Annotated in this window: 20 protein-coding genes and 3 riboswitches; of the genes, 17 read left to right on the forward strand and 3 right to left on the reverse strand. The window is 67.0% G+C overall.

Annotated features, from left to right (window positions below; all coding sequences use genetic code 11):
• Nucleotides 1-3: 3 nt before the first annotated feature.
• A complete protein-coding gene (gene cobO, locus ACIPUD_RS28270; protein WP_085352366.1) occupies nt 4-639 on the reverse strand; it encodes a cob(I)yrinic acid a,c-diamide adenosyltransferase in 636 nt (211 codons plus the stop codon).
• 40 nt (nt 640-679) lie between these two features.
• Nucleotides 680-897, forward strand: a riboswitch (cobalamin riboswitch).
• 95 nt (nt 898-992) lie between these two features.
• Between cobO and ACIPUD_RS28275 the strand changes: the two genes are divergently transcribed.
• From ACIPUD_RS28275 to cobJ, 7 genes are read left to right on the forward strand one after another with little or no spacing between them, the layout of a single operon-like run.
• A complete protein-coding gene (locus ACIPUD_RS28275; RefSeq protein ID WP_018458658.1) occupies nt 993-1,376 on the forward strand; it encodes a DUF1636 family protein in 384 nt (127 codons plus the stop codon).
• Nucleotides 1,373-2,422, forward strand: coding sequence for a cobalamin biosynthesis protein CobW (gene cobW / locus ACIPUD_RS28280; protein ID WP_085352367.1), 1,050 nt, complete (start codon nt 1,373-1,375; stop codon nt 2,420-2,422). Before ACIPUD_RS28275 ends, cobW begins: the two co-directional genes overlap by 4 nt.
• Nucleotides 2,422-5,670 (forward strand): cobaltochelatase subunit CobN, encoded by a 3,249-nt coding sequence (gene cobN, locus ACIPUD_RS28285; protein WP_446481941.1) that lies wholly within the window; start codon nt 2,422-2,424, stop codon nt 5,668-5,670. The genes cobW and cobN overlap by 1 nt, the downstream gene beginning before the upstream one ends.
• Nucleotides 5,667-6,830, forward strand: coding sequence for a precorrin-3B synthase (cobG, locus tag ACIPUD_RS28290; protein ID WP_446481942.1), 1,164 nt, complete (start codon nt 5,667-5,669; stop codon nt 6,828-6,830). The genes cobN and cobG overlap by 4 nt, the downstream gene beginning before the upstream one ends.
• On the forward strand, nt 6,830-7,459 hold the full coding sequence (locus ACIPUD_RS28295) for a precorrin-8X methylmutase (RefSeq protein WP_018458662.1): 630 nt from the start codon (nt 6,830-6,832) through the stop codon (nt 7,457-7,459). The genes cobG and ACIPUD_RS28295 overlap by 1 nt, the downstream gene beginning before the upstream one ends.
• Nucleotides 7,460-7,461: 2 nt before the next feature.
• Nucleotides 7,462-8,193 (forward strand): precorrin-2 C(20)-methyltransferase, encoded by a 732-nt coding sequence (locus ACIPUD_RS28300; protein ID WP_026233633.1) that lies wholly within the window; start codon nt 7,462-7,464, stop codon nt 8,191-8,193.
• The gene (cobJ, locus tag ACIPUD_RS28305; protein ID WP_018458664.1) at nt 8,190-8,924 is read left to right on the forward strand and encodes a precorrin-3B C(17)-methyltransferase; all 735 of its coding nucleotides are present in this window, start codon (nt 8,190-8,192) and stop codon (nt 8,922-8,924) included. The genes ACIPUD_RS28300 and cobJ overlap by 4 nt, the downstream gene beginning before the upstream one ends.
• On the opposite strand, the gene ACIPUD_RS28310 is transcribed toward cobJ, so the two are convergent.
• Nucleotides 8,900-9,646, reverse strand: coding sequence for a cobalt-precorrin-6A reductase (locus tag ACIPUD_RS28310; protein ID WP_018458665.1), 747 nt, complete (start codon nt 9,644-9,646; stop codon nt 8,900-8,902). The two genes, cobJ and ACIPUD_RS28310, sit on opposite strands and share 25 nt — an antisense overlap.
• Between ACIPUD_RS28310 and cbiE the strand changes: the two genes are divergently transcribed.
• The 8 genes from cbiE to cobT all read left to right on the forward strand — a co-directional run bounded on the left by cbiE (nt 9,645) and on the right by cobT (nt 16,851).
• Complete coding sequence (gene cbiE, locus ACIPUD_RS28315) at nt 9,645-10,826, forward strand: precorrin-6y C5,15-methyltransferase (decarboxylating) subunit CbiE (RefSeq protein ID WP_204510773.1); 1,182 nt, start codon at nt 9,645-9,647, stop codon at nt 10,824-10,826. The two genes, ACIPUD_RS28310 and cbiE, sit on opposite strands and share 2 nt — an antisense overlap.
• Complete coding sequence (locus ACIPUD_RS28320; protein ID WP_446481943.1) at nt 10,823-11,191, forward strand: cobalamin biosynthesis protein; 369 nt, start codon at nt 10,823-10,825, stop codon at nt 11,189-11,191. The genes cbiE and ACIPUD_RS28320 overlap by 4 nt, the downstream gene beginning before the upstream one ends.
• Nucleotides 11,188-11,970 (forward strand): precorrin-4 C(11)-methyltransferase, encoded by a 783-nt coding sequence (gene cobM / locus ACIPUD_RS28325; RefSeq protein WP_018458668.1) that lies wholly within the window; start codon nt 11,188-11,190, stop codon nt 11,968-11,970. The genes ACIPUD_RS28320 and cobM overlap by 4 nt, the downstream gene beginning before the upstream one ends.
• Entirely contained in the window at nt 11,970-13,280 is a 1,311-nt protein-coding gene (locus tag ACIPUD_RS28330) for a cobyrinate a,c-diamide synthase (protein WP_018458669.1), read from the forward strand. Before cobM ends, ACIPUD_RS28330 begins: the two co-directional genes overlap by 1 nt.
• Nucleotides 13,277-14,008, forward strand: a complete 732-nt coding sequence (gene cobA, locus ACIPUD_RS28335) for a uroporphyrinogen-III C-methyltransferase (protein ID WP_018458670.1) — start codon at nt 13,277-13,279, stop codon at nt 14,006-14,008. The genes ACIPUD_RS28330 and cobA overlap by 4 nt, the downstream gene beginning before the upstream one ends.
• Before the next feature lie 45 nt (nt 14,009-14,053).
• Nucleotides 14,054-14,273: riboswitch (cobalamin riboswitch) on the forward strand.
• A gap of 37 nt (nt 14,274-14,310) precedes the next feature.
• Entirely contained in the window at nt 14,311-14,988 is a 678-nt protein-coding gene (locus tag ACIPUD_RS28340; protein ID WP_085395464.1) for an energy-coupling factor ABC transporter permease, read from the forward strand.
• Nucleotides 14,989-15,033: 45 nt separating this feature from the next.
• Nucleotides 15,034-15,783 (forward strand): precorrin-6A synthase (deacetylating), encoded by a 750-nt coding sequence (cobF, locus tag ACIPUD_RS28345; protein WP_085352376.1) that lies wholly within the window; start codon nt 15,034-15,036, stop codon nt 15,781-15,783.
• A 15-nt stretch (nt 15,784-15,798) separates the two neighbouring features.
• The gene (cobT, locus tag ACIPUD_RS28350) at nt 15,799-16,851 is read left to right on the forward strand and encodes a nicotinate-nucleotide--dimethylbenzimidazole phosphoribosyltransferase (RefSeq protein WP_247455610.1); all 1,053 of its coding nucleotides are present in this window, start codon (nt 15,799-15,801) and stop codon (nt 16,849-16,851) included.
• Here cobT and ACIPUD_RS28355 read toward each other — a convergent pair whose 3' ends face one another.
• On the reverse strand, nt 16,852-17,424 hold the full coding sequence (locus ACIPUD_RS28355; protein ID WP_018458674.1) for a histidine phosphatase family protein: 573 nt from the start codon (nt 17,422-17,424) through the stop codon (nt 16,852-16,854). It abuts the gene before it with no gap.
• Between the two features lie 72 nt (nt 17,425-17,496).
• Nucleotides 17,497-17,698: riboswitch (cobalamin riboswitch) on the forward strand.
• Nucleotides 17,699-17,814: 116 nt separating this feature from the next.
• On the opposite strand from ACIPUD_RS28355, the gene ACIPUD_RS28360 reads away from it, so the two are divergent.
• Both ACIPUD_RS28360 and ACIPUD_RS28365 read left to right on the forward strand, forming a co-directional pair.
• Nucleotides 17,815-20,172 carry a TonB-dependent receptor gene (locus ACIPUD_RS28360; RefSeq protein WP_446481944.1) on the forward strand — a complete coding sequence of 786 codons (2,358 nt, stop codon included), beginning with the start codon at nt 17,815-17,817 and terminating at the stop codon, nt 20,170-20,172.
• 11 nt (nt 20,173-20,183) lie between these two features.
• A complete protein-coding gene (locus ACIPUD_RS28365; RefSeq protein ID WP_377786448.1) occupies nt 20,184-21,617 on the forward strand; it encodes a PepSY domain-containing protein in 1,434 nt (477 codons plus the stop codon).
• The last annotated feature ends 15 nt before the right edge of the window (nt 21,618-21,632 follow it).

Here is a 21,632-nt window from a genome sequence, read left to right on the forward strand (position 1 = left end):
TTCTTAGAACTCGACGCCGGCTTGCGCCTTGATGCCGGAGCGGAAGGGATGCTTGACCAGCGTCATCTCGGTGACGAGATCGGCGATCTCGATCAGCTCGTCCTTGGCGTTGCGGCCGGTGAGCACGACATGCGTCATCGGCGGCTTCGAGGTCACCAGGAAATCGACAACTTCGGCGATGTCGAGATAGTCGTAGCGCAGCGCGATGTTGATCTCATCGAGCACGACCATGCGGAGATTCTGGTCGAGGATCAGCTCCTTGGCCTTCTCCCAGCCGGCGCGCGCGGCGGCGATGTCGCGGGCGCGGTCCTGCGTCTCCCAGGTAAAACCCTCGCCCATGGCGTGGAATTGGCATAGGTCGCCGAAATGGCCGGTCAGCATGCGGCGCTCGCCGGTGTCCCAGGCGCCCTTGATGAACTGCACGACCGCGCAGGGGAAGCCATGGGCGACGCAGCGGACGATCATGCCGAAGGCCGAAGAGGACTTGCCCTTGCCGGCCCCGGTGTGGACGATGATCAGGCCCTTTTCGCCGCTCTTGGTCGCCATGATCTTGTCGCGGGCGACCTTCTTCTTCGCCATTTTCGAGGCGTGGCGGGCGTCGGTTTCGTCGGCCGTCTGGGTATCCGGTTCGGGCGTCATCGGACGGGGTCCTTCGGCTTGACAAGAGGCGGTCGGGGGCAAATGGTGGCCCGGCGTTGGTTCCTGTCCTACGACAGGCGAAGAGGGAATGCGATAGGGTCCGAATCGGCAAGATTTGGTTCCAAAATGCAGCCGCCCCCGCGACCGTGACCGGAGAGATGCCCGAAGCCACTGATCCCCTGGGGATCGGGAAGGCGGGGATCGAAGGGGAAACCCTGCTCCGCAAGCCGGGAGACCTGCCAACGCGGACGATTTTGGACCGGCGGACGGGGTGTTCCGCGACGGGGAAACGGGCCTTCGCAAGAACGGTTCGTGGGCCTCATCGCTTCCCGCTGTTTATTCTGGAAGAAGCGATGACCGTCACACTTCATGTCTGCATTACCTGCCGCGCCGGCGAGACACTTGGCGAAGGCGAGACGACGCCCGGCAAGCGCCTGCATGGCGCGATCCTCGAGGCCGGCGTGCCCGACGGCGTCAGCGTGGTTCCCGTCGAATGCCTGTCTGCATGCAACCAGGGTTGCTCCGTCGCGCTCAGCGCGCCCGGCCGCTGGTCCTATGTCTATGGCCGTCTGTCGGATGCGAATGCGAGCGATGTGGTCGCGGGCGCCGCGGCCTATGCGGCCGCGCCCGACGGCCTCGTGCCCTGGCGCAGCCGCCCGGAGATATTCCGCAAGCAATCGCTTGCCCGCATTCCCCCCATTTCCCCCTTGGCCGTCGTGCCGGAGGCCGCCGAATGAATTCGCTCGCAAAAGTCCCGGTCACGGTCGTCACGGGCTTTCTCGGCTCCGGCAAGACCACGCTGATCCAGCATCTGCTTGCCAATGCCAACGGCAAGAAGCTCGCGGTGCTCGTCAACGAGTTCGGCAGCGAGGGCGTCGATGGCGAGATTCTGAAATCCTGCGCCGATGCGAATTGCCCGGAAGAGAACATCATCGAGCTCGCCAATGGCTGCATCTGCTGCACCGTCGCCGACGATTTTATTCCGACCATGGAGAAGCTGCTGTCGCGGGCCGTCAAGCCCGATCACATCCTGATCGAGACCTCGGGCCTGGCGCTGCCCAAGCCGTTGCTCAAGGCGTTCGATTGGCCGGAGATCCGTTCGCGCATCACGGTCGACGGCGTGATCGCGCTGGCCGACGCCGAAGCTGTCGCCGCCGGCCGTTTTGCGCCCGACCCTGACGCCGTCGAAGCGCAGCGCGCGGCGGACGGCAATCTCGACCATGAGACGCCACTGTCGGAAGTGTTTGAGGACCAGATCGCCTGCGCCGACATCGTGCTGCTGACCAAGGCCGATCTTGCGGGCGCGGCAGGCCTCGAAGCAGCCAAGGCGGCGATCACCGCCGAGATGTCGCGCCGCGTGCCGATGCTGGCGATCACCGACGGCGCGATCGACGCGCGCCTCATCCTCGGCCTCGGTGCTGCCGCCGAGAACGATCTCGCCGCGCGTCCCTCGCATCACGACGGCGAAGAGGATCACGAGCACGACGATTTTGCGTCCGTCGTGATCGATCTTCCTGAGGTCACCGATATCGAAGCGCTGGTTGCATCCGTTCAGCGTCTGGCGCGCGAGCAGAATGTGCTGCGCGTCAAGGGTTACATCGCGGTGCAAGGCAAGCCGATGCGCCTCTTGCTGCAAGCGGTGGGCGAGCGCGTGCGCCACCAGTTCGACCAGCCCTGGGGCGCGGGTGCGAGGCAGTCAAAGCTGGTCGTGATCGGCGAGCACGGCGATATCGACGAGGCCGCGATCAAGGCGGGACTCGGTCTTTCAGGATCCGGTATCTGATGCACGTCGTCTTCCGCGAGAGCCGCGGTCTCGAGGAGACCGCGATACCAAGGGACATTGGCCAGGACCCGGCCGATCTCGTGGTGCTCTCGTATTCGGATTCCGATCTTGCCGCGTTCGCGGCCGGCTGGCGCCGTGGCCGCGACAGCCTGCCGTCGCTGCGGCTCGTCAATCTCGCAGAACTTCGTCATCCGCTCTCGGTCGACACCTATGTCGAACGCACGCTTGCGCACGCGCGCGGCATTCTCGTGCGTTTGATCGGCGGGGAATCCTATTGGCCGTATGGGCTCGCGGCCCTGCAGCAGCTGGCGAAGGAGCGCGGCATCGTGCTGGCCGTGCTGCCGGCCGACGGCCGCGACGATACGCGGCTGGACGCGTATTCGACCCTGCCGGTCTCGACGTTGCGGCGGCTCAAGGTGCTCTGCGACACCGGCGGCCCCGTCGCATCGCAAGCCGCGATCGCGCAGCTTGCGCTGGCCTCCGGACTCTATGCGGGGCCAGTTATCGGCGAGATGACCGTGCCCGAGATGGGCTTTTACGACCCCGCGCGCGGCGTCGTCGCCGCGCCGACGTCGGGTGAGGGCAGGCCGCGCGCGCTCGTGACCTTCTATCGCTCCTATCTCACCGCTGCCGACACCGGCCCGGTCGATGCCCTGATCGCCGCATTGCGCGAGAAGGGATTCGACGTGTTTGGTGTGTTCGTCAGCTCGCTGAAAGCCGCGGGGGTCGCGGATTGGTTGCGGGTGCATCTTGCGCAAAATCCTCCGGCCGCGATCGTCAATGCGACGGCGTTCTCGGCGATGGGCGACGACGGCACGACGCCGTTCGATGCCGCATCCTGCCCCGTGTTCCAGGTCGCGCTCTCCACGGCCCGCCGCGAGGACTGGGCGAGCTCGCTCCGCGGCCTGTCGCCCGGCGACCTCGCGATGCATGTGGTGCTGCCCGAGGTCGACGGCCGCCTGTTCGCGGGCGTGGTGAGCTTCAAGTCTGCCGCGATGCGCGATCCCGATTTGCAATTTTCGCATCTGGCACACAAGCCCGACGAGGAGCGCGTGAAGGCCGTGGTCGCGCGCGTTGCGGCCTGGCGGCGTCTTGCGGAGACGCCGGCCGCTGACAAGCGGATGGCACTCGTGCTCTCCAACTATCCGGGCCGTCCGCATCAGATCGCGCACGCGGTGGGTCTCGATGCGCTGGCGTCGGTCGAGGCCTTGGTGTCCGATCTCGCGGAGGCCGGCTTCGATCTCGATCCAGTCCATGCGCTCGGTGAGACGCTGCTCAAGCAGACCTTGAGCTGGACCGTCGCCGATTACCGTGCTGCACTGTCGCGCCTTCCGCAAGTGTTGCAGGATGATCTCGCGCAAGCCTGGGGCGCGCTGGAGACCGATCCGGGTTGTCGCGACGGCGCGTTCCATTTCGCTGCGATTCAATGCGGCCGGTCGATCATCGCGGTTCAGCCGGAGCGTGGCGATGCGACCGCGCGCGATGCCGACTATCACGATCTCGCCCGCACGCCGCGCCATGCCTATGTCGCGTTCTATCTCTGGCTCCGCGAGCAGGGCTGTGATGCCGTCGTGCACATGGGCGCGCACGGCACGCTGGAATGGCTGCCCGGAAAATCCGTGGCGCTGTCGCAGGCGTGCTGGCCGGAAGCCCTGATCGGCGATTTGCCCGTCATCTATCCCTTCATCGTCAATGATCCCGGCGAGGCCGCGCAGGCCAAGCGGCGCCTGGGTGCCGTCACCATCGGCCATCTGCCGCCGCAGCTCGCCGCATCAGCGGTGCCGGACGGGTTGCGCAGGCTCGAACAGCTCCTCGACGAGTACTCGACGGCCGATGGCCTCGATCCCGCCCGTCGCCATCGTCTGATCGCCGCGATCCGCGATGAGGCACGCGCGGCTGGCCTCGAAGACGATCTTGGCCTCGATGCAGCGGCCGCTCCGGCCGAAGCGATCCCGCGGATCGACCGCTTCGTCTGCGATCTCAAGGAAAGCCAGTTCGGCGACGGCCTGCATGTGTTCGGCCGCGGCGCCTGCGGCGACGCGGAACGCGACGCTTTGCGGGCCGCGCTTGCGGGCCGGCGCGTCGCGCCGGGGCCGTCAGGCTCACCCTATCGCGGCCGTCAGGACGTGCTGCCTACGGGACGCAACCTTTTCGCCGTCGATCCGCGCGCGGTGCCGACGCCGTCGGCGCATGCGCAAGGCATCAAGCTGGCGGAAGAGCTGCTGCGCCGTCATCTGCAGGATCACGGCGACTGGCCAAAGGGCCTTGTCGTCGATCTCTGGGGCTCGGCGACGATGCGCACCGCCGGCGAAGAGTTCGCCATGGCGCTGCATCTGGCCGGCCTTGCACCGCGATGGGATCACGCTTCCGGCCGTGTGACCGGCTACGACATCATCGCGCCTGCGGAGCTTGGCCGGCCCCGCATCGACGTCACGCTGCGTGTCTCGGGCCTGTTTCGCGACGTCTTCTCAGGCCTTGCGCAATTGTTCGAGGCGGCAGCCGAGGCGCTGTCGGCCCGCGAGGACGAGGGCGACGAAAATCCCTATCGCCATCGCACATCGCGCGTGTTCGCGCCGCGTCCCGGGCAATACGGCGTGAGCCTCTCGGCAATCCCGGACGCCTTCACGCCCGAGACGCGCGAAGCCGCCGGCGAAGCGTGGCTCTCGGCATCGTCATGGGCGTTCTCGGCCGATGGCGAGGTCAAGCCCGATCGCGCCGGCATCGAGAAGCGGCTCTTGTCGGCCGATGCTTTTGTTCACGTGCAGGATCTGACGGAAACCGATCTTCTGCTCGCGGCCGACTATGCCGCGCATGAGGCCGGCATTGCGGCCGCCGCAGCACATCTCGGCGCGGCAGGACCATCGCTCTATCATCTCGACGCGACGCGCCCCGAGCAGCCGCATGCGCGTACGCTGACCGAGGAAATCTCCCGTGTCGTCCGCGCGCGCGCGGCCAACCCGGCCTGGATCGGGGGCATGATGCGCCACGGTTTTCGCGGGGCGGCCGAGATCACCGCGACGCTCGAGCACATGGCCGCCTTCGCGCATCTGGCCGGCGCCGTGCCGCCGCATCTGTTCGACCTCTACTACGATGCGACGCTCGGCCATGACGACGTCCGCGCCTTCATGGCCCGCGAAAATCCGGCGGCACTCGCCGCGATGGAAACGTGTTTCACGCGCCTGCATGAAGCCTCGCTCTGGCGAACGCGCCGCAACTCGATTGCGGCTGCGCTGCGGGAGGCCTCATGAGTGCTTCCGTGGTCAAGGGCTGGTGTCCCGGCGCGCTGCGCCCGATGCAATCGGGCGACGGGCTGGTGGTCCGCGTGCGTCCGTTCGGCGGACGGCTCGACGCGGCGCAGATCTCCGGACTGGCTCATCTCGCCGAACGCCATGGCAATGGCCTGATCGACGTGACCAGCCGGGCCAATCTCCAGATCAGGGGCGTCAACGAGACCAGCCACAGGCTGCTGCTCGATGGCCTTTCCCAACTGGCGCTGCTCGACCCGGATGCGGAGACCGAATCCCGTCGCAACATCCTTGTGACGCCGTTCTGGCGTAGCGGGGACGAGACCCAATCGCTCACCGCCGAGCTCGAGGAAGCGCTCGCCGACAGCCAGCTCGAACTTCCAACCAAGTTCGGCTTCGCCATCGACGACGGCACCTCACGCGTGCTTGCGGGCGATTCCGCCGACGTGCGGATCGAGCGCGATGGTTCCGGCGGACTGCTGGTACGGGCTGATGGCGACAAACTCGGCCGCTCGGTCCCACGTGGCGAGGCCGTGACCACCGCGCTCGCATTCGCCGGCTGGTTCGTGACCTCCGGCGGCGCGAGAGGCGGGCGAGGGCGGATGGCGGCGCATCTTGCAGCCGGTGCAATCTTGCCGGCGGCATTGCGCGGCGAGGCCGAGCCGGCGCCGATCATGGCCGCGGCGCGTCCCGGCCTCTATGCGCAAGGTGCGATGGTCGGGGTCGCCTTCGGACAGATGGCGCATGCAACGCTCAACCAGTTCGCCGGTTGCGGACATGCGCTGCGCATGACGCCGTGGCGGATGGTTTTGAGCGAAGCCAAGCGCGTGATGCCGAACGCGACCGGCCTGATCACCGAGGCCTACGACCCTGCGCTGCGCGTCATCGCCTGTAGCGGTGCGCCACGCTGTCGCGAGGCGCATGCCGATACCCGTGGCCTTGCCGCGGCCCTGGCGCCGAACATCGGCGCGGCCGCACGGCTACACGTCTCCGGCTGTGCCAAGGGCTGCGCCCATTCTGGTCCCGCCGCCATCACTCTGGTCGCGACCGGCGCAGGCTTCGATCTCGTGCGCGCCGGGTCGACGCGCGATGAGCCCATCCTGCGCGGGCTGAATCGCGACGACATCGTCAAAGATCCCTCCATCCTGATGGGAGGGCACTGATGCCGCACACGTACGAGACCGACGGCGCTGCGATCTACCGGCAGTCCTTTGCCACCATCCGGGCCGAAGCCGATCTTGCGCGCTTCACGCCGGACGAGGAGCAGGTGGTGGTGCGGATGATCCATGCCGCCGGCATGGTGGGCCTCGAAGCGCATATCCGCTTCACATCAGGCATGGCGGTCGCCGCACGCGCGGCCTTGCAGAAGGGCGCACCGATCCTGTGCGACGCGCGCATGGTCTCTGAAGGAATTACGCGGGCGCGGCTTCCCGCCGCCAACGCCGTCATCTGCACGCTGGGCGACGAGACCGTTCCCGCGCTCGCGCAGTCCATGCGCAACACCCGTTCGGCCGCGGCCCTGGAGCTGTGGCGGCCGCATCTCGACGGCGCGATCGTGGCGATCGGCAATGCGCCGACCGCGCTGTTCCATCTCCTCAACATGCTGGAGGACCGGGACTGCCCACGGCCCGCGGCAATCATCGGCTGTCCGGTCGGCTTCGTCGGCGCGGCCGAATCCAAGGCTGCGCTGATGGCCGTTTCCCCGGTGCCGGCGCTGACGGTCGAGGGCCGCCTTGGCGGTTCCGCGATCACGGTCGCCGCCGTGAACGCGCTGGCGAGCCGGAGCGAATAGCGATGGGACGCATCATCTGCTGCGGTCTCGGCCCCGGTGACCCTGATATGATGAGCGTGCGCGCCGATCGCACGGTGCGCGGCGCGAGGCATGTCGCCTATTTCCGCAAAAAGGGCCGGCCCGGCCAGGCGCGCCGCATCGTCGAGGGCATGCTGGCTGCCGACGTCACCGAATATCCGATGGAATATCCTGTTACGACCGAGATCGCCTTCGACACGCCTGAATATGTCCAGTTGCTTGCCGGCTTCTACGACGAATGGGCGGAGCGACTGGCGCGGCTGGCGCGCGCGGTCGACGTCGTCGTGCTCTGCGAGGGCGATCCTTACTTCTACGGCTCCTTCATGCATCTGCACATGCGCCTGCAGGGCCGCGTCGAGATCGAGGTGATCGCCGGCATTCCCGGCATGGTCGGCTGCTGGAATGGCGTGGGACAGCCGATTGCGCTCGGCGACGACGTGACGACGGTGCTCATGGGCACGCTCGCCGAGGACGAGCTCGAACGCCGCATGCGCGATTCCGATGCGCTCGTGATCATGAAGACTGGGCGCAATCTCGCGAAAGTGCGCCGCGCGCTCGCTGCCGCCGGACGGCTGGACGATGCGTGGCTGGTCGAGCGCGGCACCATGCCGGGCGAGCGCGTGGTGCGGCTTGCGGAGATCGACGCCGCCGACTGCCCCTATTTTGCGATCGTGCTCGTGCACGGCAAGGGCCGGCATCCGGACGCCGCCGAATGACGGGCACGCTGACCATCGCTGGCCTCGGCCCGGGCAGCGCTGCGCTGGTGACGCCCGAGGTCTCCGCCGCGCTTGCCGCCGCGACCGACATTCTGGGCTACGCGCCCTATGTCGCGCGCGTGCCAGCGCGGGCAGGGCTCACTTTGCATCCTTCCGACAATCGCGAAGAGCTGCAGCGCGCGAGCGAGGCGCTGCGGCTCGCGGCCGAAGGCGGCCAAGTCGTCATCGTGTCCTCCGGCGACCCCGGCGTCTTCGCGATGGCGTCCGCCGTGTTCGAGGCGCTCGAACAGGCGCCGCAATGGCAGGAGCTGCCGATCCGCGTGCTGCCCGGCGTCACTGCGATGCTGGCGGCTGCCGCGCGCGCCGGCGCACCGCTCGGCCATGATTTCTGCGCGATCAATCTCTCCGATAATCTCAAGCCGTGGGCGGTGATCGAGAAGCGCCTGCGGCTCGCCGCGGAAGCCGATTTTGCCATCGCGATGTACAATCCGCGCTCGGCGAGCCGGCCGGAAGGATTTGGCCGTGCGCTCGCGGTGCTGAACGAGGCCGGCTGTGGCGACCGTCTTGTGATTTTCGCGCGCGCGATCAGCGCCGCCGACGAAAAGATCGAGACCGTCAGGCTGAACGAAGCCCGGCCCGAGATGGCCGACATGCGCACGCTGGTGATCGTCGGCAACTCGCAGACACGCCGCGTCGGCCGCTGGGTCTATGCGCCGAGGCAGGCCCGATGACCGAGCCACTGCATGATCTCGGCCACGCTCTCGACCCGCAAGCGTTCCGGCAGTTGCGGCCGCGAGATCATGATCACGGGCAGGCCGAGCCTGCGGGCGGCGTCGATCTTGGCGCGCGCGCCGTCGCCGCCGGAATTGCGGGCGACGATCCGGGTGATGCCTCGCGCGCGCAGCATCTCCAGTTCGCCCTCAAGCGTAAACGGCCCACGCGACACGATGACGTCCGCGGCGAAGGGCAGCGGCGCATCGGGCGGATCGACGAATCTCAGCGTGTAGGCGTGCTGCGGCTTGGTCGCGAACGGCGCGATGTGCTGGCGGCCGATGGCGAGGAACACATTTGCCGGCACTTCAGGCAGTGCGGTGACCGCGGCGTCGACATCAGGTATTTCGATCCAGTTGTCGCCGGGCGCTTTGGTCCACGGCGCTCGCTCGAGAGCGATCAGCGGCGTGCCGGTTTCCGCACATGCCGCGACCGCATTGCGGCTCATCTCGGCGGCAAAGGGATGCGTCGCGTCGATTACATGCGTGATGTGTTCCCGACCAATGTAATCGACAAGTCCGCTTGCGCCGCCAAAACCGCCGATCCGCGTCGGCAACGGCTGACCGGCGGGCGCGCGGGTGCGGCCGCCATAGGAATACACGGCATCGACGCCGGCGCGCGCGATCTCCGCCGCGAGCAGGCTCGCGTCGGCCGTTCCGCCCAGAATGAGGGCGCGCGTCATGGCTGATCCCTGGCTGACCATCATCGGTATCGGCGAAGATGGCCTTGCCGGGCTGTCCGAGGCAAGCCGAAAGGCGCTCGATGATGCCGAAACTGTCTTTGGCGGTGAACGGCATCTTGCACTCGCCGGCATAACCGGGCGCGGCCGTCCATGGCCGGTGCCGTTCGATGCAGAAATCGTGTTGAGCTGCCGTGGTCGCCCGACGGCGGTGCTCGCCTCCGGCGATCCGTTCTGGCACGGGGCCGGCGCGAGCCTCGCCGAGAAGCTCCATGGCGACGAATGGATCGCGTATGCGGCTCCCTCGACATTCTCGCTCGTTGCTGCGCGGCTTGGCTGGCGTCTGGAATCCGTTGCCTGTCTCGGTCTCCACGCCGCGCCATTCGAGCGTCTCGTGCCACACCTGGCGCGAGGGGCACGCATCATTTGTCTCGTGCGCGACGCAAAGGCGGCAGGCGATCTCGCGAAATGGCTGACGGCGCGCGGATGGGGTGCCTCGGCATTCTGGACACTCGCTGCGCTTGGCGGGCCGCGCGAAAGGATCAACGCGCATCGCGCCGACAGCTTCGCAGGCGATCTTGCCGGAAATCTGGTCGCGGTAGCCGTTGAGGCGGCGGGCGCGCAGGGCATCCCCCACAGCTCGGGACTATCGGACGAACTCTTCGTCCATGACGGCCAGATCACTAAGCGTCCGGTCCGTGCGCTCGCGCTTTCGGCGCTGGCGCCGCGTCCCGGTGAACGGCTATGGGACATCGGTGCGGGCTCGGGCTCGATCTCGGTCGAGTGGACGCTGTGCGGGGGCACCGCGATCGCCGTCGAGGCGCGCGAGGATCGCGCAGCGAACATTCGCAGCAATGCGACGGCGTTCGGGTTGGCACATCGGATCACAGTCATCGCGGGAAAAGCGCCTGAAACCCTTGCTACGCTGGACGGGCCTGACGCCGTGTTCATCGGCGGCGGTCTCGACATCGCGATGTTCGACGCCATCTGGCCGCGGCTCTCGCCCGGTACGCGGCTGGTCGCGCATTCAGTAACGTTGGAGACGGAAGCGTTGCTCGGTGAGCTGCACCAGCGCCACGGCGGCGAATTGATGCGGGTCGAGATTGCGCATGCCGCTTCGCTCGGCCGCTACCGGTCCTGGGAGGCCGTGCGGCCCGTGGTGCAATGGAGCGCGGTCCGATGAAGGTCGCCGGGCTCGGATTCAAGCGGGACGTCACGCTGGCCTCGCTGCGTGAGGCGCTTCTGGCGGCCGGTGGTCCCGAAGGCCTCGCAGCGGTGGCGACGGTCAGCGATAAGGCCGACGAGGAGGTGTTGAAGCAGCTCGCGCGCGAATGCGGCTTGCCGATCAAGCCGGTTGCCGCCGAAGTGCTTGTTGGCATCGACACGCCGACGCAGTCAAAGCTCGTCGTGGAAAAGTTCGGGACGGGATCGGTTGCCGAGGCGGCGGCGCTCGCAGCGGCCGGACCTCGCGCGCGATTGATTGCGACGCGGGTGGTCTCGCAGGATCGCACCGCGACCGCGGCGATCGCGGAAGGAGACGGCGCATGACGGTGCATTTCATCGGGGCAGGGCCAGGCGCTCCTGACTTGCTGACGTTGCGCGGCCGCGATCTCATCGCCGCCTGTCCGGTCTGCCTCTATGCTGGCTCACTTGTGCCCGAGGGCGTCTTGGCGCATTGCCCGCCCGGGGCGCGGATCGTCAACACCGCGCCGCTGTCGCTCGATGAGATCGTCGCGGAGATCGCCGCCGCCCATGCCGATGGCAAGGACGTTGCGCGGCTGCATTCCGGTGATCTCTCGATCTGGTCGGCGATGGGCGAACAGCTCCGCCGCCTGCGCACGCTCGACATTCCCTACACGGTCACGCCCGGCGTTCCCTCTTTCTCGGCCGCCGCGGCTGCGCTGGAGGCCGAGCTGACGCTGCCCGGCCTTGCCCAGACCGTGGTGCTGACGCGCACGCCGGGCCGCGCCAGCGCGATGCCCGAAGGCGAGAAGCTTGCCGCCTTCGCCGCCACCGGCGCGGTGCTCGCCATCCATCTGTCGATTCATCTGCTCGACAAGGTCGTCGCTGAGCTGACGCCGCATTATGGCGCGGATTGCCCGGTCGCGATCGTCTGGCGTGCGAGCTGGCCCGAGCAGCGCATCATCCGCGCCACGCTCGCAACACTCGACGCTGCGGTCGGGGGCGAGATGGAGCGCACCGCGTTGATCCTGGTCGGCAAGACGCTGGGCTCGGCGGATTTTTCCGAGAGCCGTCTCTATGCTGCCGACTATGACCGCCGCTATCGGCCGGTCGGCGCCGAGCCGCGCTTTCCGGAGGTGTCGTGATGGCGGCAGGGCTCGTTATCTCCGCGCCGGCCTCCGGCGTCGGCAAGACCACACTGACGCTGGCGCTTGCTCGCGCCTGGCGCAACAGCGGATTGCGGGTGCAGTGCTTCAAGAGCGGCCCCGATTACATCGATCCCGCGTTTCATGCCGCCGCGACGGGACGCGCCTCGGTCAATGTCGACAGTTGGGCGATGGATCGCGGGACAATCTCGCATCTCGTCAGTCGCGGCATTGACGCCGATGTCGTGCTGGCCGAAGGCTCGATGGGTCTGTTCGACGGCGTCGCCGCGCGTGGCGTCTGCGGCACCGGGGCGACCGCCGACATCGCGGAGATGCTGGACTGGCCGGTGCTGCTGGTGATCGATCCCTCAGGACAGGCACAAACGGCGGCCGCGATCGCGGCGGGCCTTCGCGACTACCGCCCCGGTGTGCGCCTTGCAGGCGTCGTGCTCAATCGCGTTGCCAGCCCGCGCCACGAAGCCCTCGTGCGGCGCGCGCTGCTGGATGCCGGCATCGCCGTATTCGGCGCGCTGCCGCGCCATGCCGAGATCAGCCTGCCGAAGCGGCATCTCGGACTGGTGCAGGCCGAGGAGCAGGCGGAAATCGGCAAGCTGATCGACGAGGCCGCGCGCTTCGTTGCCGAGCATGTCGATCTCGACGCGGTGCTGCGTTCGGCGGCCACCTGGTCGCCGCAACCTGCCGCAAGCGGCGTCAACGTGACGCCGCCCGGCCAGCGCATTGCGCTTGCCCGTGATGCCGCGTTCTCCTTCGTCTATCCGCACATGCTGGAAGCGTGGCGCGCGGCGGGTGCGGAGATCTCGACATTCTCGCCGCTCGCCGATGAAGCCCCTGATCCGGTCGCCGATGTGTGCTGGCTGCCTGGCGGCTATCCCGAGCTGCAGGCCGGCAGGATCGCTGCCAATGCGCGCTTCCGCAGCGGATTGCGCGCCTTCGCCGAGACGCGCCCGGTGCACGGCGAATGCGGGGGCTATATGGTGCTGGGCACCGCTTTGACCGACGCCGATGGCATCAGCCACGAGATGACGGGCCTGCTCGGCCTGGAGACGAGCTTTGCCAAGCGCCGCATGCATCTGGGCTATCGTCTGGCCGAGCTCGCCGCGCCGATGCCGGGTCATCAGGCGGGTGCACGCCTGCGTGGCCATGAATTCCACTATTCGACCATAGTCGCGCAGCCCGACACGGCGCTGGCGGTCGTGCACGACGCGACAGGTGCGGTCATTGCCGAGACCGGCTCGCGGCGGGGACAAGCTACCGGCACGTTCTTCCATCTGATCGCGGAGGACCGGTGAGCGGTTTTGTCTCCTTTGTCTCCGCCGGGCCCGGCGATCCCGAGCTGCTCACGCTCAAGGGTGCAGCGCGGCTGCGCGAGGCCGACGTTGTGCTCTATGACGATCTTGCTTCAGGCGCGATCCTCGATCTGGCCCGGCCCGGCGCCAATCTCGTCGCGGTGGGAAAGCGGGCAGGGCGGGCCTCGACCAAGCAGCACCATGTCAACCGCCTGCTGGTCGACTATGCCGTGACAGGCGCGCGCGTGGTCCGGTTGAAGTCGGGCGATGCCGGCATCTTTGGCCGGCTCGAGGAGGAGCTCGAGACGCTGCGTGAAGCGGGCATCGGCTACGAGATCATTCCCGGCGTCACCTCGGCCTGTGTCGCCGCCGCGCAAGCCGGCATTCCGCTGACCCGGCGTCACACCTCGCGCCGCGTGCAGTTCGTGACCGGGGCGGACGTCACCGGCGAGCTGCCGCCAGATCTCAATTGGGCGGCGCTGGCCGATCCGGAGGCGACGACCGTGGTCTATATGGGCCGGCGGACGTTTCCGGCGTTGGTCGTCAAATTGATCGAGCACGGGCTCGCCCCAACCACGCCGGCGTTGTTTGCCGAATCGCTCGGCCGTCCCGATGAGCGGCTGGTCCGCACCACCATTTCGGAACTTGCAGAGCAGCTTGCGCGGGGCGGAGCGGCCTCCACGGCGGCCGTCATCCTGTTCGGCGCGCTGGCGGGGAATTATCCGTCATGACCGCCTCGTCCGCCCGTCGCCCCTTGACGCCCGGCCGGCGAAAGAGGCACACAGGAGACGCATGGTGCTCGACGCGGCGCAAAGCGCCGGAGCATAATCGGGAATGGGGATGGGCGGACCCAGTTGCGGCGCCCAAAACCCCAGCCGCCCCCGCGACTGTAAGCGGTGAGGGACTTCGATCAGCCACTGGGCCGCGAGGCCCGGGAAGGCCGGAGACTCCCAGTGAACCGCGAGCCAGGAGACCGGCCGTGCATGTTTTGAGGCCAAGGCCGTCGGGTGTGACGGCAAGAAGGATCTGAGCCATGCATATCGAACCCGGACTAGTCTCGGACGCCAAGCTCGTATTGAGTTACGCAACCGGCATCGCTGTCGGCGGTGTTGCCCTGAAGCTCGCGGTTGAGACCGTGCGCGAGCAGGGCATCACGTCGTTCGCGGCGCGGACGCTCGCCACCACGGGACTTGTGTTTATCTTCTTCGAGATCCTGCCGCACTTCCCGGTCGGCGTCTCCGAAGTGCACTTCATCCTCGGCTCGACCTTGTTCCTGCTGTTTGGCGCGGCGCCTGCGGCCTTCGGCCTCGCGTTTGGCCTGCTGTTCCAGGGCATCTTCTTCGAGCCGCCCGACCTGCCGCAATATGGCATGAACGTCACCACGCTGTTGGTGCCGCTGTTCGGAATCCAGGCGATCGCCACGCGGATCATTTCGAGCAACACGGCCTATGTCGATCTGAAGTACCGCCAGGCGCTGGCGCTTTCGACGACCTATCAGGCGGGCGTCATCGCCTGGGTGGCGTTCTGGGCGATTTATGGCTCCGGCTTCGGCGCGACCAACCTCGCCAACATCGCGACCTTCGCGGCGTCCTATGCGCTGGTCATCGTGATCGAGCCGCTCGCCGATCTCGGCGTGCTCGCGCTGGCGAAGTCGTTGCGCGGCGTCACCGCGCCCGGCCTCGTCACGCCGCGTTTGCACAACGCGGCCTAGAGACAAGCGAACGGGCGGCCATGATGGCCGCCCTTCGCAGCCACGATGCTCACGCTCTCTCTGATAGGCATCGGTTGCGGCGATCCCGAGCAGCTGACGCGCGCCGCGATTACTGCCATCAACGCGGCCGATCTCGTCCTGATCCCGCGCAAGGGGACTACAAAATCCGATCTCGCCGATCTCAGGCGGACGATCTGCGCGGATGCGCTCACCAGCGACAGGACGCGTATTGCCGAGTTCGATCTGCCCGTGCGGGACGCCGCTGAAGCGGACTATCGCAAGGGCGTGGACGATTGGCATGATGCCGTGGCCGCCGTCTGGTCGCAGACGATCGGGGATCATCTCGAAGGCGAAGGCAAGGTCGCGCTGTTGATCTGGGGCGATCCCTCGCTTTACGATTCCTCGCTGCGTATCGCGCGGCGGCTCGATCCCTTGCCGACAATCGAAGTCGTGCCCGGCATCACCTCGATCCAGACGCTGTGCGCGGCGCATGCGATGCCGCTCAACGACATCGGCGAGCCGTTTCTGATCACGACCGGACGCCGCTTGCGCGATGGCGGTTGGCCGGCAGGTGTCGACACCGTGGTGGTGATGCTCGACGGCGGCACGGCATTCCAGTCGCTTGATCCGGCGGGCCTGCACATCTGGTGGGGGGCCTATCTCGGCATGCCCGATCAGATCGTGATGTCCGGCGCGCTGGCCGAGATCGGCCCGCGCATCGTCGCCGTGCGGCAAGAGGCGCGCGAACGGCACGGCTGGATCATGGACAGTTACATCCTCAAGCGCAGGCCGTGAGGCAAGCGAGGCAGCATGCTCCCCGAATGGGTCACCCAACAATGCCCCGATATCTCCGCAGTCCACCGCGAGGCGGCGGTGGCGCGGCAGGCGCAACTGACGAAACCGACCGGCGCGCTCGGCCGGCTCGAGCAGCTCGCGATCGAGCTTGCGGGCCTGCAAGCAACCGAGCAGCCGCGCGCGGCGCGGGTGCCGATCATCATCTTCGCCGGCGATCACGGCATCGTCGCGCAGGGCGTCTCGGCCTATCCGCAGGAAGTGACCATCGCGATGCTGGCGAACTTTGCCTCCGGCGGTGCCGCAATCTCGGTGCTCGCGCGTGAGCTGGGCTCCAGCCTGGAGGTCGTCGACGCCGGCACGCTGGCGCAGGGGGAGATGGCTGGAATCATGACCGACAAGCCGCGCAGCGGTACGCGCGATTTCAGCGTCGAAGCTGCGCTCACCCCCACGGAGCTGGCATTTGCGTTCGAAGCCGGCCGACGTGCGGTGACGCGCGCACAGGCCGGGCAGCCCGATCTTCTGATCTTCGGCGAGATGGGCATCGGCAACACCACGACATCGGCGGCGATCGCGGCCGGCTTGCTCGGCGTGAGCGCCGCGGAGATCGCGGGCAGCGGTACCGGCATCGACGCGGCCGGCCGTGTGCACAAGGCGCGGGTGATCGACGCTGCAATCGCACGCCATGACATTGCGGGCGCTGCGCCCGAAAAGATCCTGTGCGCCGTCGGCGGTCTCGAGATCGCCGCCATCTGCGGTGCCGTTATCGCGGCTGCACAGCACCGCATCCCCGTGTTGATCGACGGCTTCATCGTGTCGGTCGCGGCGCTGGCGGCGGTGCGGCTCAACCCTTCGTGCCAGCTGTTCCTGCTGGCCTCGCACCAGTCGGCGGAGCAGGGGCATCGGCTGGTGCTGCGCGCGCTGAACGTGCAGCCGCTGATCAGCCTGGATCTCAGGCTCGGCGAAGGATCGGGCGCGGCCATCGCGCTGCCGCTGGTGCGGTCGGCCTGCGCGCTCCACAACGGCATGGCGACCTTTGCGCAGGCCAATGTGCCTGATCGTCCGGCCTGATCAAATCGTCCGCTGATTGACGGAGACGACGCGCCAGCCGGTCGCGAGCCGGTCAATCCTGGTCAGCGACAGCGGATCGATCACGAAGCGCAGGGCCGCTTGTGGCGTCAGGTCGAGCGCGATGCACAGCGCCGCCCGGATCGTGCCGGAATGCACGACGAGCGTTGCGGCCCCGGTGCCGATCTTCGACAAACCCAGGCGGACCCGCGCGACCTGTTCCTCAAAGCTTTCGCCGCCGGACGGCCGTCCGCGCGCCGGATCGCTCCAGAACCGTGCATAGGCCTCGCCACCGGTCGCGGCGAGTTCGTCATGCCGACGGCCGGTCCAGTCGCCAAAGTCTTGCTCGCTGAATTCGTCCAGCTGCAGCGGCTCGAGCCCCAGCGCGCGGGCCGTTTCGACGGTGCGCCGCGACGGGCTCGCATAGCTCGCGGCGTCCCGCGGCAGGCGCTGCCGCAGTGCCTCCAGCTGCGCCCGAGCGCCGAGATCGGCCGGTGCGTCGGCCGCATGGATCGTCCCCGCGACGCCATCGACGGGCGCGTGCCGTATCAGCCAGAGGAAGGTCTCGCCTCCCATGCTTATCTCCAAGGAAACTGGTCGTTGTGGCAATAGCGCCGCAACTGGCACATTGACTCTGTCTGGATCGTAATCCTAGATGCTCGCGACGGTTTCCCCGAGAGGGGATGAAAAGGGAATGCGGTGCGGGGAGTTTGTCCCCAATGCCGTGGCTGCCCCCGCAACTGTAAGCGGCGAATCTTGCGTCACGAGCCACTGGGTATCTCGGTCCCGGGAAGGCGATGCAAGGTACTGACCCGCGAGCCAGGAGACCTGCCGTCAGCCGTGGTCACACGCGAAGATGTCGGTCGGGGAGTACAGACATTCGGCTTCATCGGAAGGCTGGGAGCCGGACGATGGGACCCTGGTTCGCGGTGACGTGCCACTGACGTCGCTCCGAGGTCCAAGACCGTGTATTCCCTTCGTATCGTACGACCACGCCGTTTCCTACTGGCATCCGCCGCTCTCACATCTTTCGTCGCCATCGACATGCCAGCGGCCTTGGCGCAGCAGGCCCGCGAGCCACTGCCGCCCGTCGAGGTGTCGGCGCCACAATCCCGCAGGCAGGCCAAGCCGGCCGGACGGGACGCGCAGCGCTCACGCCGCGCAGCAGCGCGCCGGCCGGAGACTGCATCCGCAGTGCCCAAGCCCGTCGTGCCGACCACGGCGGCACAGACGCCGCTCAACACCAATGCCGTCGCCGAAAGCGCTTCGCGCCTCGGCCTGACCGTGCGAGAAACGCCCGCGACCGTGGAGGTGATCTCGGCCGCAACCATGCGCGAGCAGGGCTACCGCACCGTGTCCGACGTCGCGCAGGGAGCGGTGGGCGTCACAGCCGGCGACAATCCGGCCGAGCCTTCGGCTTTCTCCATGCGCGGCTTCACCAACAGCCAGATCAACACGCTCTATAACGGCATCAAGATCGGTCCGCAGAACATGACCTCTCGGATCGTGGACACGGCCAATCTGGAGGCTGTCGAATTCCTCAAGGGTCCGGCATCACTGATGTCAGGCGAGGGCGCCGCCGGCGGCGCGATCAACTTCGTCACCAAGCAGCCGCACACCGGTCCGATCCGGAACGAGGCGGATTTCTCCTGGGACTCGCTGAACTCGTTCCGGGCGCATTACGGCTCGGGCGGCAGCACCAATGTGCAGGGGCTGGACTACCGCTTCGACGTCAGCCGTTCCTCGCTCAACGGCTTTGCCGACGACACCAACACCAAGACGCTCGATGTCTCCGGCCAGCTCAACTACCGCATCTCCGACAGCCTCAAGGTCTGGGGCGCGATCGAGTATCGCGAAGATCGCTCGAAAGCCTATTGGGGTGCGCCGCTGGTGCCGATTGCCTTCAGCGGCTCGCATGCGACGACGGGGATCGTTTCCGGCAATTACGTCTCGAACTACAACAAAACCGATCTCGGTGCGGTCACGATCGACGACCGCACCTTCAATACCAACTACAACGTCCTCGACAACAAGAACGTGGCGAAGGAGGTGTGGCTGCGCGGCGGTTTCGAGCTGAATCTGGCGCCCGACCTGACGCTGAAAAGTCAAGCCTATGCTTACGGAGCTGAGCGCACATGGTTCAACAATGAGATCGAGGCGTTCAATTCCGGGACCAACATGGTCGATCGTGAGCGCTTCTATGTCGCGCACAGCCAACGCTTGGTCGGCAACGTCACCGATTTGATCTGGGATGCGAATATCGCCGGCTTTGACAACCGTTTGGTCACGACGCTTTCCTCAAGCTACCTTGATTTCGTGAGGCCGGGCGCCGCAAATTTCCCCGGCGATTCCGTTCCGCTGGTCGATCCGCCTCGCGGCTATTACGGCCTGCTCACCATTCAGCAGCAGACCGCGCGCATCGACAATGAGGCGCTGTCATTCGAGGACCGGCTGAAGTTCACGCGCAGCTTTGCGCTGGTCGGCGGCCTGCGCGTCGAGCATATCGGGCTCGACCGCAATTCGACCGACAAGTTCGGTCTGGAGAAGGCGAACTTCCCGTTCTCGCAATCCTGGGTCCCGACCACAGGCCGTATCGGCTACACCTGGGAAGCCGTACCGGGCCTGACCTTTTTCAGCCAATACGCCACCGGCGCCGACATCTCGGCCAACAACATCTTCCTGCTCAATCCGACCGATCCGCTGAACCTGACCACCGCGCGCACCTACGAGACCGGCGTCAAGCACCTGTTCTGGGACAACCGGGCGGAGTGGTCGTTCTCGGCCTACGACATCCTGCGCAAGAACGTCTATGCCGCGGCCGGCGGCATGCAGCTCAACCTTGCCGGACGGCAGGAATCGAAGGGCGTCGAGCTTGCCGCGTCCGTGCGTCCGATCGGTCCCCTGCGTCTCTGGGGCAACATCGCCTATGTCGATGCGCGCTACGCCGACTTTAATTTTGTCGGCGGCTCGTTCTCCGGCAACACGCCGCCGAACGTGCCGCGCGTCGTGGCGAATGCCGGAGCGTCGTATCGGTTCTTCACGCCGTGGCCCGTGGAAGTCGGCGTCACCGGCCGTCACGTCGGCGACCGCTACAACACCGATGCGAATGTCGTGACGATGAAGGCCTACACTGTCGCGGACGTCTATGCCTTCGTCGACATCCCGAAGACGGTGTTCAACGCGGTCGACCAGGCTCGCCTGACTTTCCGGGTGCGCAACATCGCCGACAAGCGCTATGCGATCTGGGGCGATCCGTTCTATCCCGACCAGATCCTCTTGGGTGCACCGCGCACCTATGAACTCTCGGCCGCATTCAAATGGTAGGATGCTGATCGATGATGCGCGCGATCGTCCTGCTGCATCGATGGCTCGGGATCGCGTTCTGCCTGGTGTTCGCGATGTGGTTCGCGACGGGAATCGTGATGCACTTCGTTCCGTTTCCGTCTCTGACGGAAGCGGAACGCTTCGCCGGGCTTGGGCCGCTGGCGAGTGCTGGGACGAGGATTGCAGTCGCCGATGCCGTTGCCGCGAGCGGCATCGCGGATGCGACGCGCGTTCGCCTGATCCAGCGCAGCGACGGCCCGGTCTATGTCGTCTCGGGGCCATCGCGCGCAGGCGCAATCCGCGCCTCCGATGGGGGCGACGCGTCGGTCGCGTCTTCCGACGTCGCATTGGCCATCGCGCGAGATCACGCCCGCAGCCGCGGGCTGGATGCCGGACCAACCGAGATCGTTGCGCGCTCGGACTACGACCAATGGAGCGTGCCGAACGGCTTTGACCGCCATCGGCCCTTGTTTCGGGTTGCCCTCGGTGATGCCGACGGGAGGGAAGTCTATGTCTCCTCGCTCACCGGCGAGATCGTCCTGGATACGACGCGCAACGAGCGGACCTGGAATCTGGTCGGGAGTGTGCTGCACTGGATCTATCCAACGGTCCTGCGAAGCAACTGGTCGCTGTGGGATCGCGTGGTCTGGACCTTGTCGCTGCTGGCCCTGATCGCGGCTTTGCTTGGCTCTGTGCTCGGGCTTGCGCGGATCAAACCTCGCAGCGGTCTGATCGGCTCGCCCTATCGCGGCTGGCATGCGCTGCATCATCTCATCGGCCTCGTTGCGATGGTGTTCGTGCTGAGCTGGATTTTCAGCGGCTGGCTCTCCATGGATCACGGGCGGCTGTTCTCGCGCGGGCAATGGGCCTCCGCTGAATCCAGCGTGATGAACGCTTCACCGAACTGGACGGCGGCCCCATCGCTCGATCGGCAGCCTGTATCGCCATCGACCCGTGAAATCGAATGGTTTGCCTTCAACGGCACTCTCTATCGGCGGGATCGAACGGCCCTTGCCGGTCAGACCTTGATCAAGGCAGGGGACGCGCCCCGCGATGGACCGACGAGATCTCTGGATGTGCACGAGGTCCAGGGGTTGACCGCGCGCCTGGCGGCCGGCTGCGGCGGTCCGTCTGTACTTGCCGAGGACGACAACTATCCCGCGCGGTCCACTGTCCCGGGCGCCCCGGTCTACCGCTCGTATTGCGGTGACCTCTGGTTCGACATCGACGGCGCCGACGGCAATTTGCTGCAAAGGCTGGATCCATCGCGGCGGGCCTATCGCTGGTTCTACGGCGCGCTGCACACGCTGGATTTTCCGGTTCTCGTCGCGCACCCGTTGCTGCGCGACGGCTTGGTCGTCGGGCTCTGCTCCCTTGGCTTTCTGTTCTCCATCACGGGCATCATCATCGGCTGGCGCCGCCTGCGTCCGTCCTTCGCGGCCTGAGAGCCGGAGCGGGCA

The sequence above is a fragment of the Bradyrhizobium sp. CAR08 genome, from assembly GCF_052871955.1.

Excerpts from the sequence above, each read along its gene's own strand:
- cobO (WP_085352366.1), bottom strand. The coding sequence starts at position 639 with ATGACGCCCGAACCGGATACCCAGACGGCCGACGAAACCGACGCCCGC.
- ACIPUD_RS28275 (WP_018458658.1), top strand. The coding sequence starts at position 993 with ATGACCGTCACACTTCATGTCTGCATTACCTGCCGCGCCGGCGAGACA.
- cobW (WP_085352367.1), top strand. The coding sequence starts at position 1,373 with ATGAATTCGCTCGCAAAAGTCCCGGTCACGGTCGTCACGGGCTTTCTC.
- cobN (WP_446481941.1), top strand. The coding sequence starts at position 2,422 with ATGCACGTCGTCTTCCGCGAGAGCCGCGGTCTCGAGGAGACCGCGATA.
- cobG (WP_446481942.1), top strand. The coding sequence starts at position 5,667 with ATGAGTGCTTCCGTGGTCAAGGGCTGGTGTCCCGGCGCGCTGCGCCCG.
- ACIPUD_RS28295 (WP_018458662.1), top strand. The coding sequence starts at position 6,830 with ATGCCGCACACGTACGAGACCGACGGCGCTGCGATCTACCGGCAGTCC.
- ACIPUD_RS28300 (WP_026233633.1), top strand. The coding sequence starts at position 7,462 with ATGGGACGCATCATCTGCTGCGGTCTCGGCCCCGGTGACCCTGATATG.
- cobJ (WP_018458664.1), top strand. The coding sequence starts at position 8,190 with ATGACGGGCACGCTGACCATCGCTGGCCTCGGCCCGGGCAGCGCTGCG.
- cbiE (WP_204510773.1), top strand. The coding sequence starts at position 9,645 with ATGGCTGATCCCTGGCTGACCATCATCGGTATCGGCGAAGATGGCCTT.
- ACIPUD_RS28310 (WP_018458665.1), bottom strand. The coding sequence starts at position 9,646 with ATGACGCGCGCCCTCATTCTGGGCGGAACGGCCGACGCGAGCCTGCTC.
- ACIPUD_RS28320 (WP_446481943.1), top strand. The coding sequence starts at position 10,823 with ATGAAGGTCGCCGGGCTCGGATTCAAGCGGGACGTCACGCTGGCCTCG.
- cobM (WP_018458668.1), top strand. The coding sequence starts at position 11,188 with ATGACGGTGCATTTCATCGGGGCAGGGCCAGGCGCTCCTGACTTGCTG.
- ACIPUD_RS28330 (WP_018458669.1), top strand. The coding sequence starts at position 11,970 with ATGGCGGCAGGGCTCGTTATCTCCGCGCCGGCCTCCGGCGTCGGCAAG.
- ACIPUD_RS28340 (WP_085395464.1), top strand. The coding sequence starts at position 14,311 with ATGCATATCGAACCCGGACTAGTCTCGGACGCCAAGCTCGTATTGAGT.
- cobF (WP_085352376.1), top strand. The coding sequence starts at position 15,034 with ATGCTCACGCTCTCTCTGATAGGCATCGGTTGCGGCGATCCCGAGCAG.
- cobT (WP_247455610.1), top strand. The coding sequence starts at position 15,799 with ATGCTCCCCGAATGGGTCACCCAACAATGCCCCGATATCTCCGCAGTC.
- ACIPUD_RS28355 (WP_018458674.1), bottom strand. The coding sequence starts at position 17,424 with ATGGGAGGCGAGACCTTCCTCTGGCTGATACGGCACGCGCCCGTCGAT.
- ACIPUD_RS28365 (WP_377786448.1), top strand. The coding sequence starts at position 20,184 with ATGATGCGCGCGATCGTCCTGCTGCATCGATGGCTCGGGATCGCGTTC.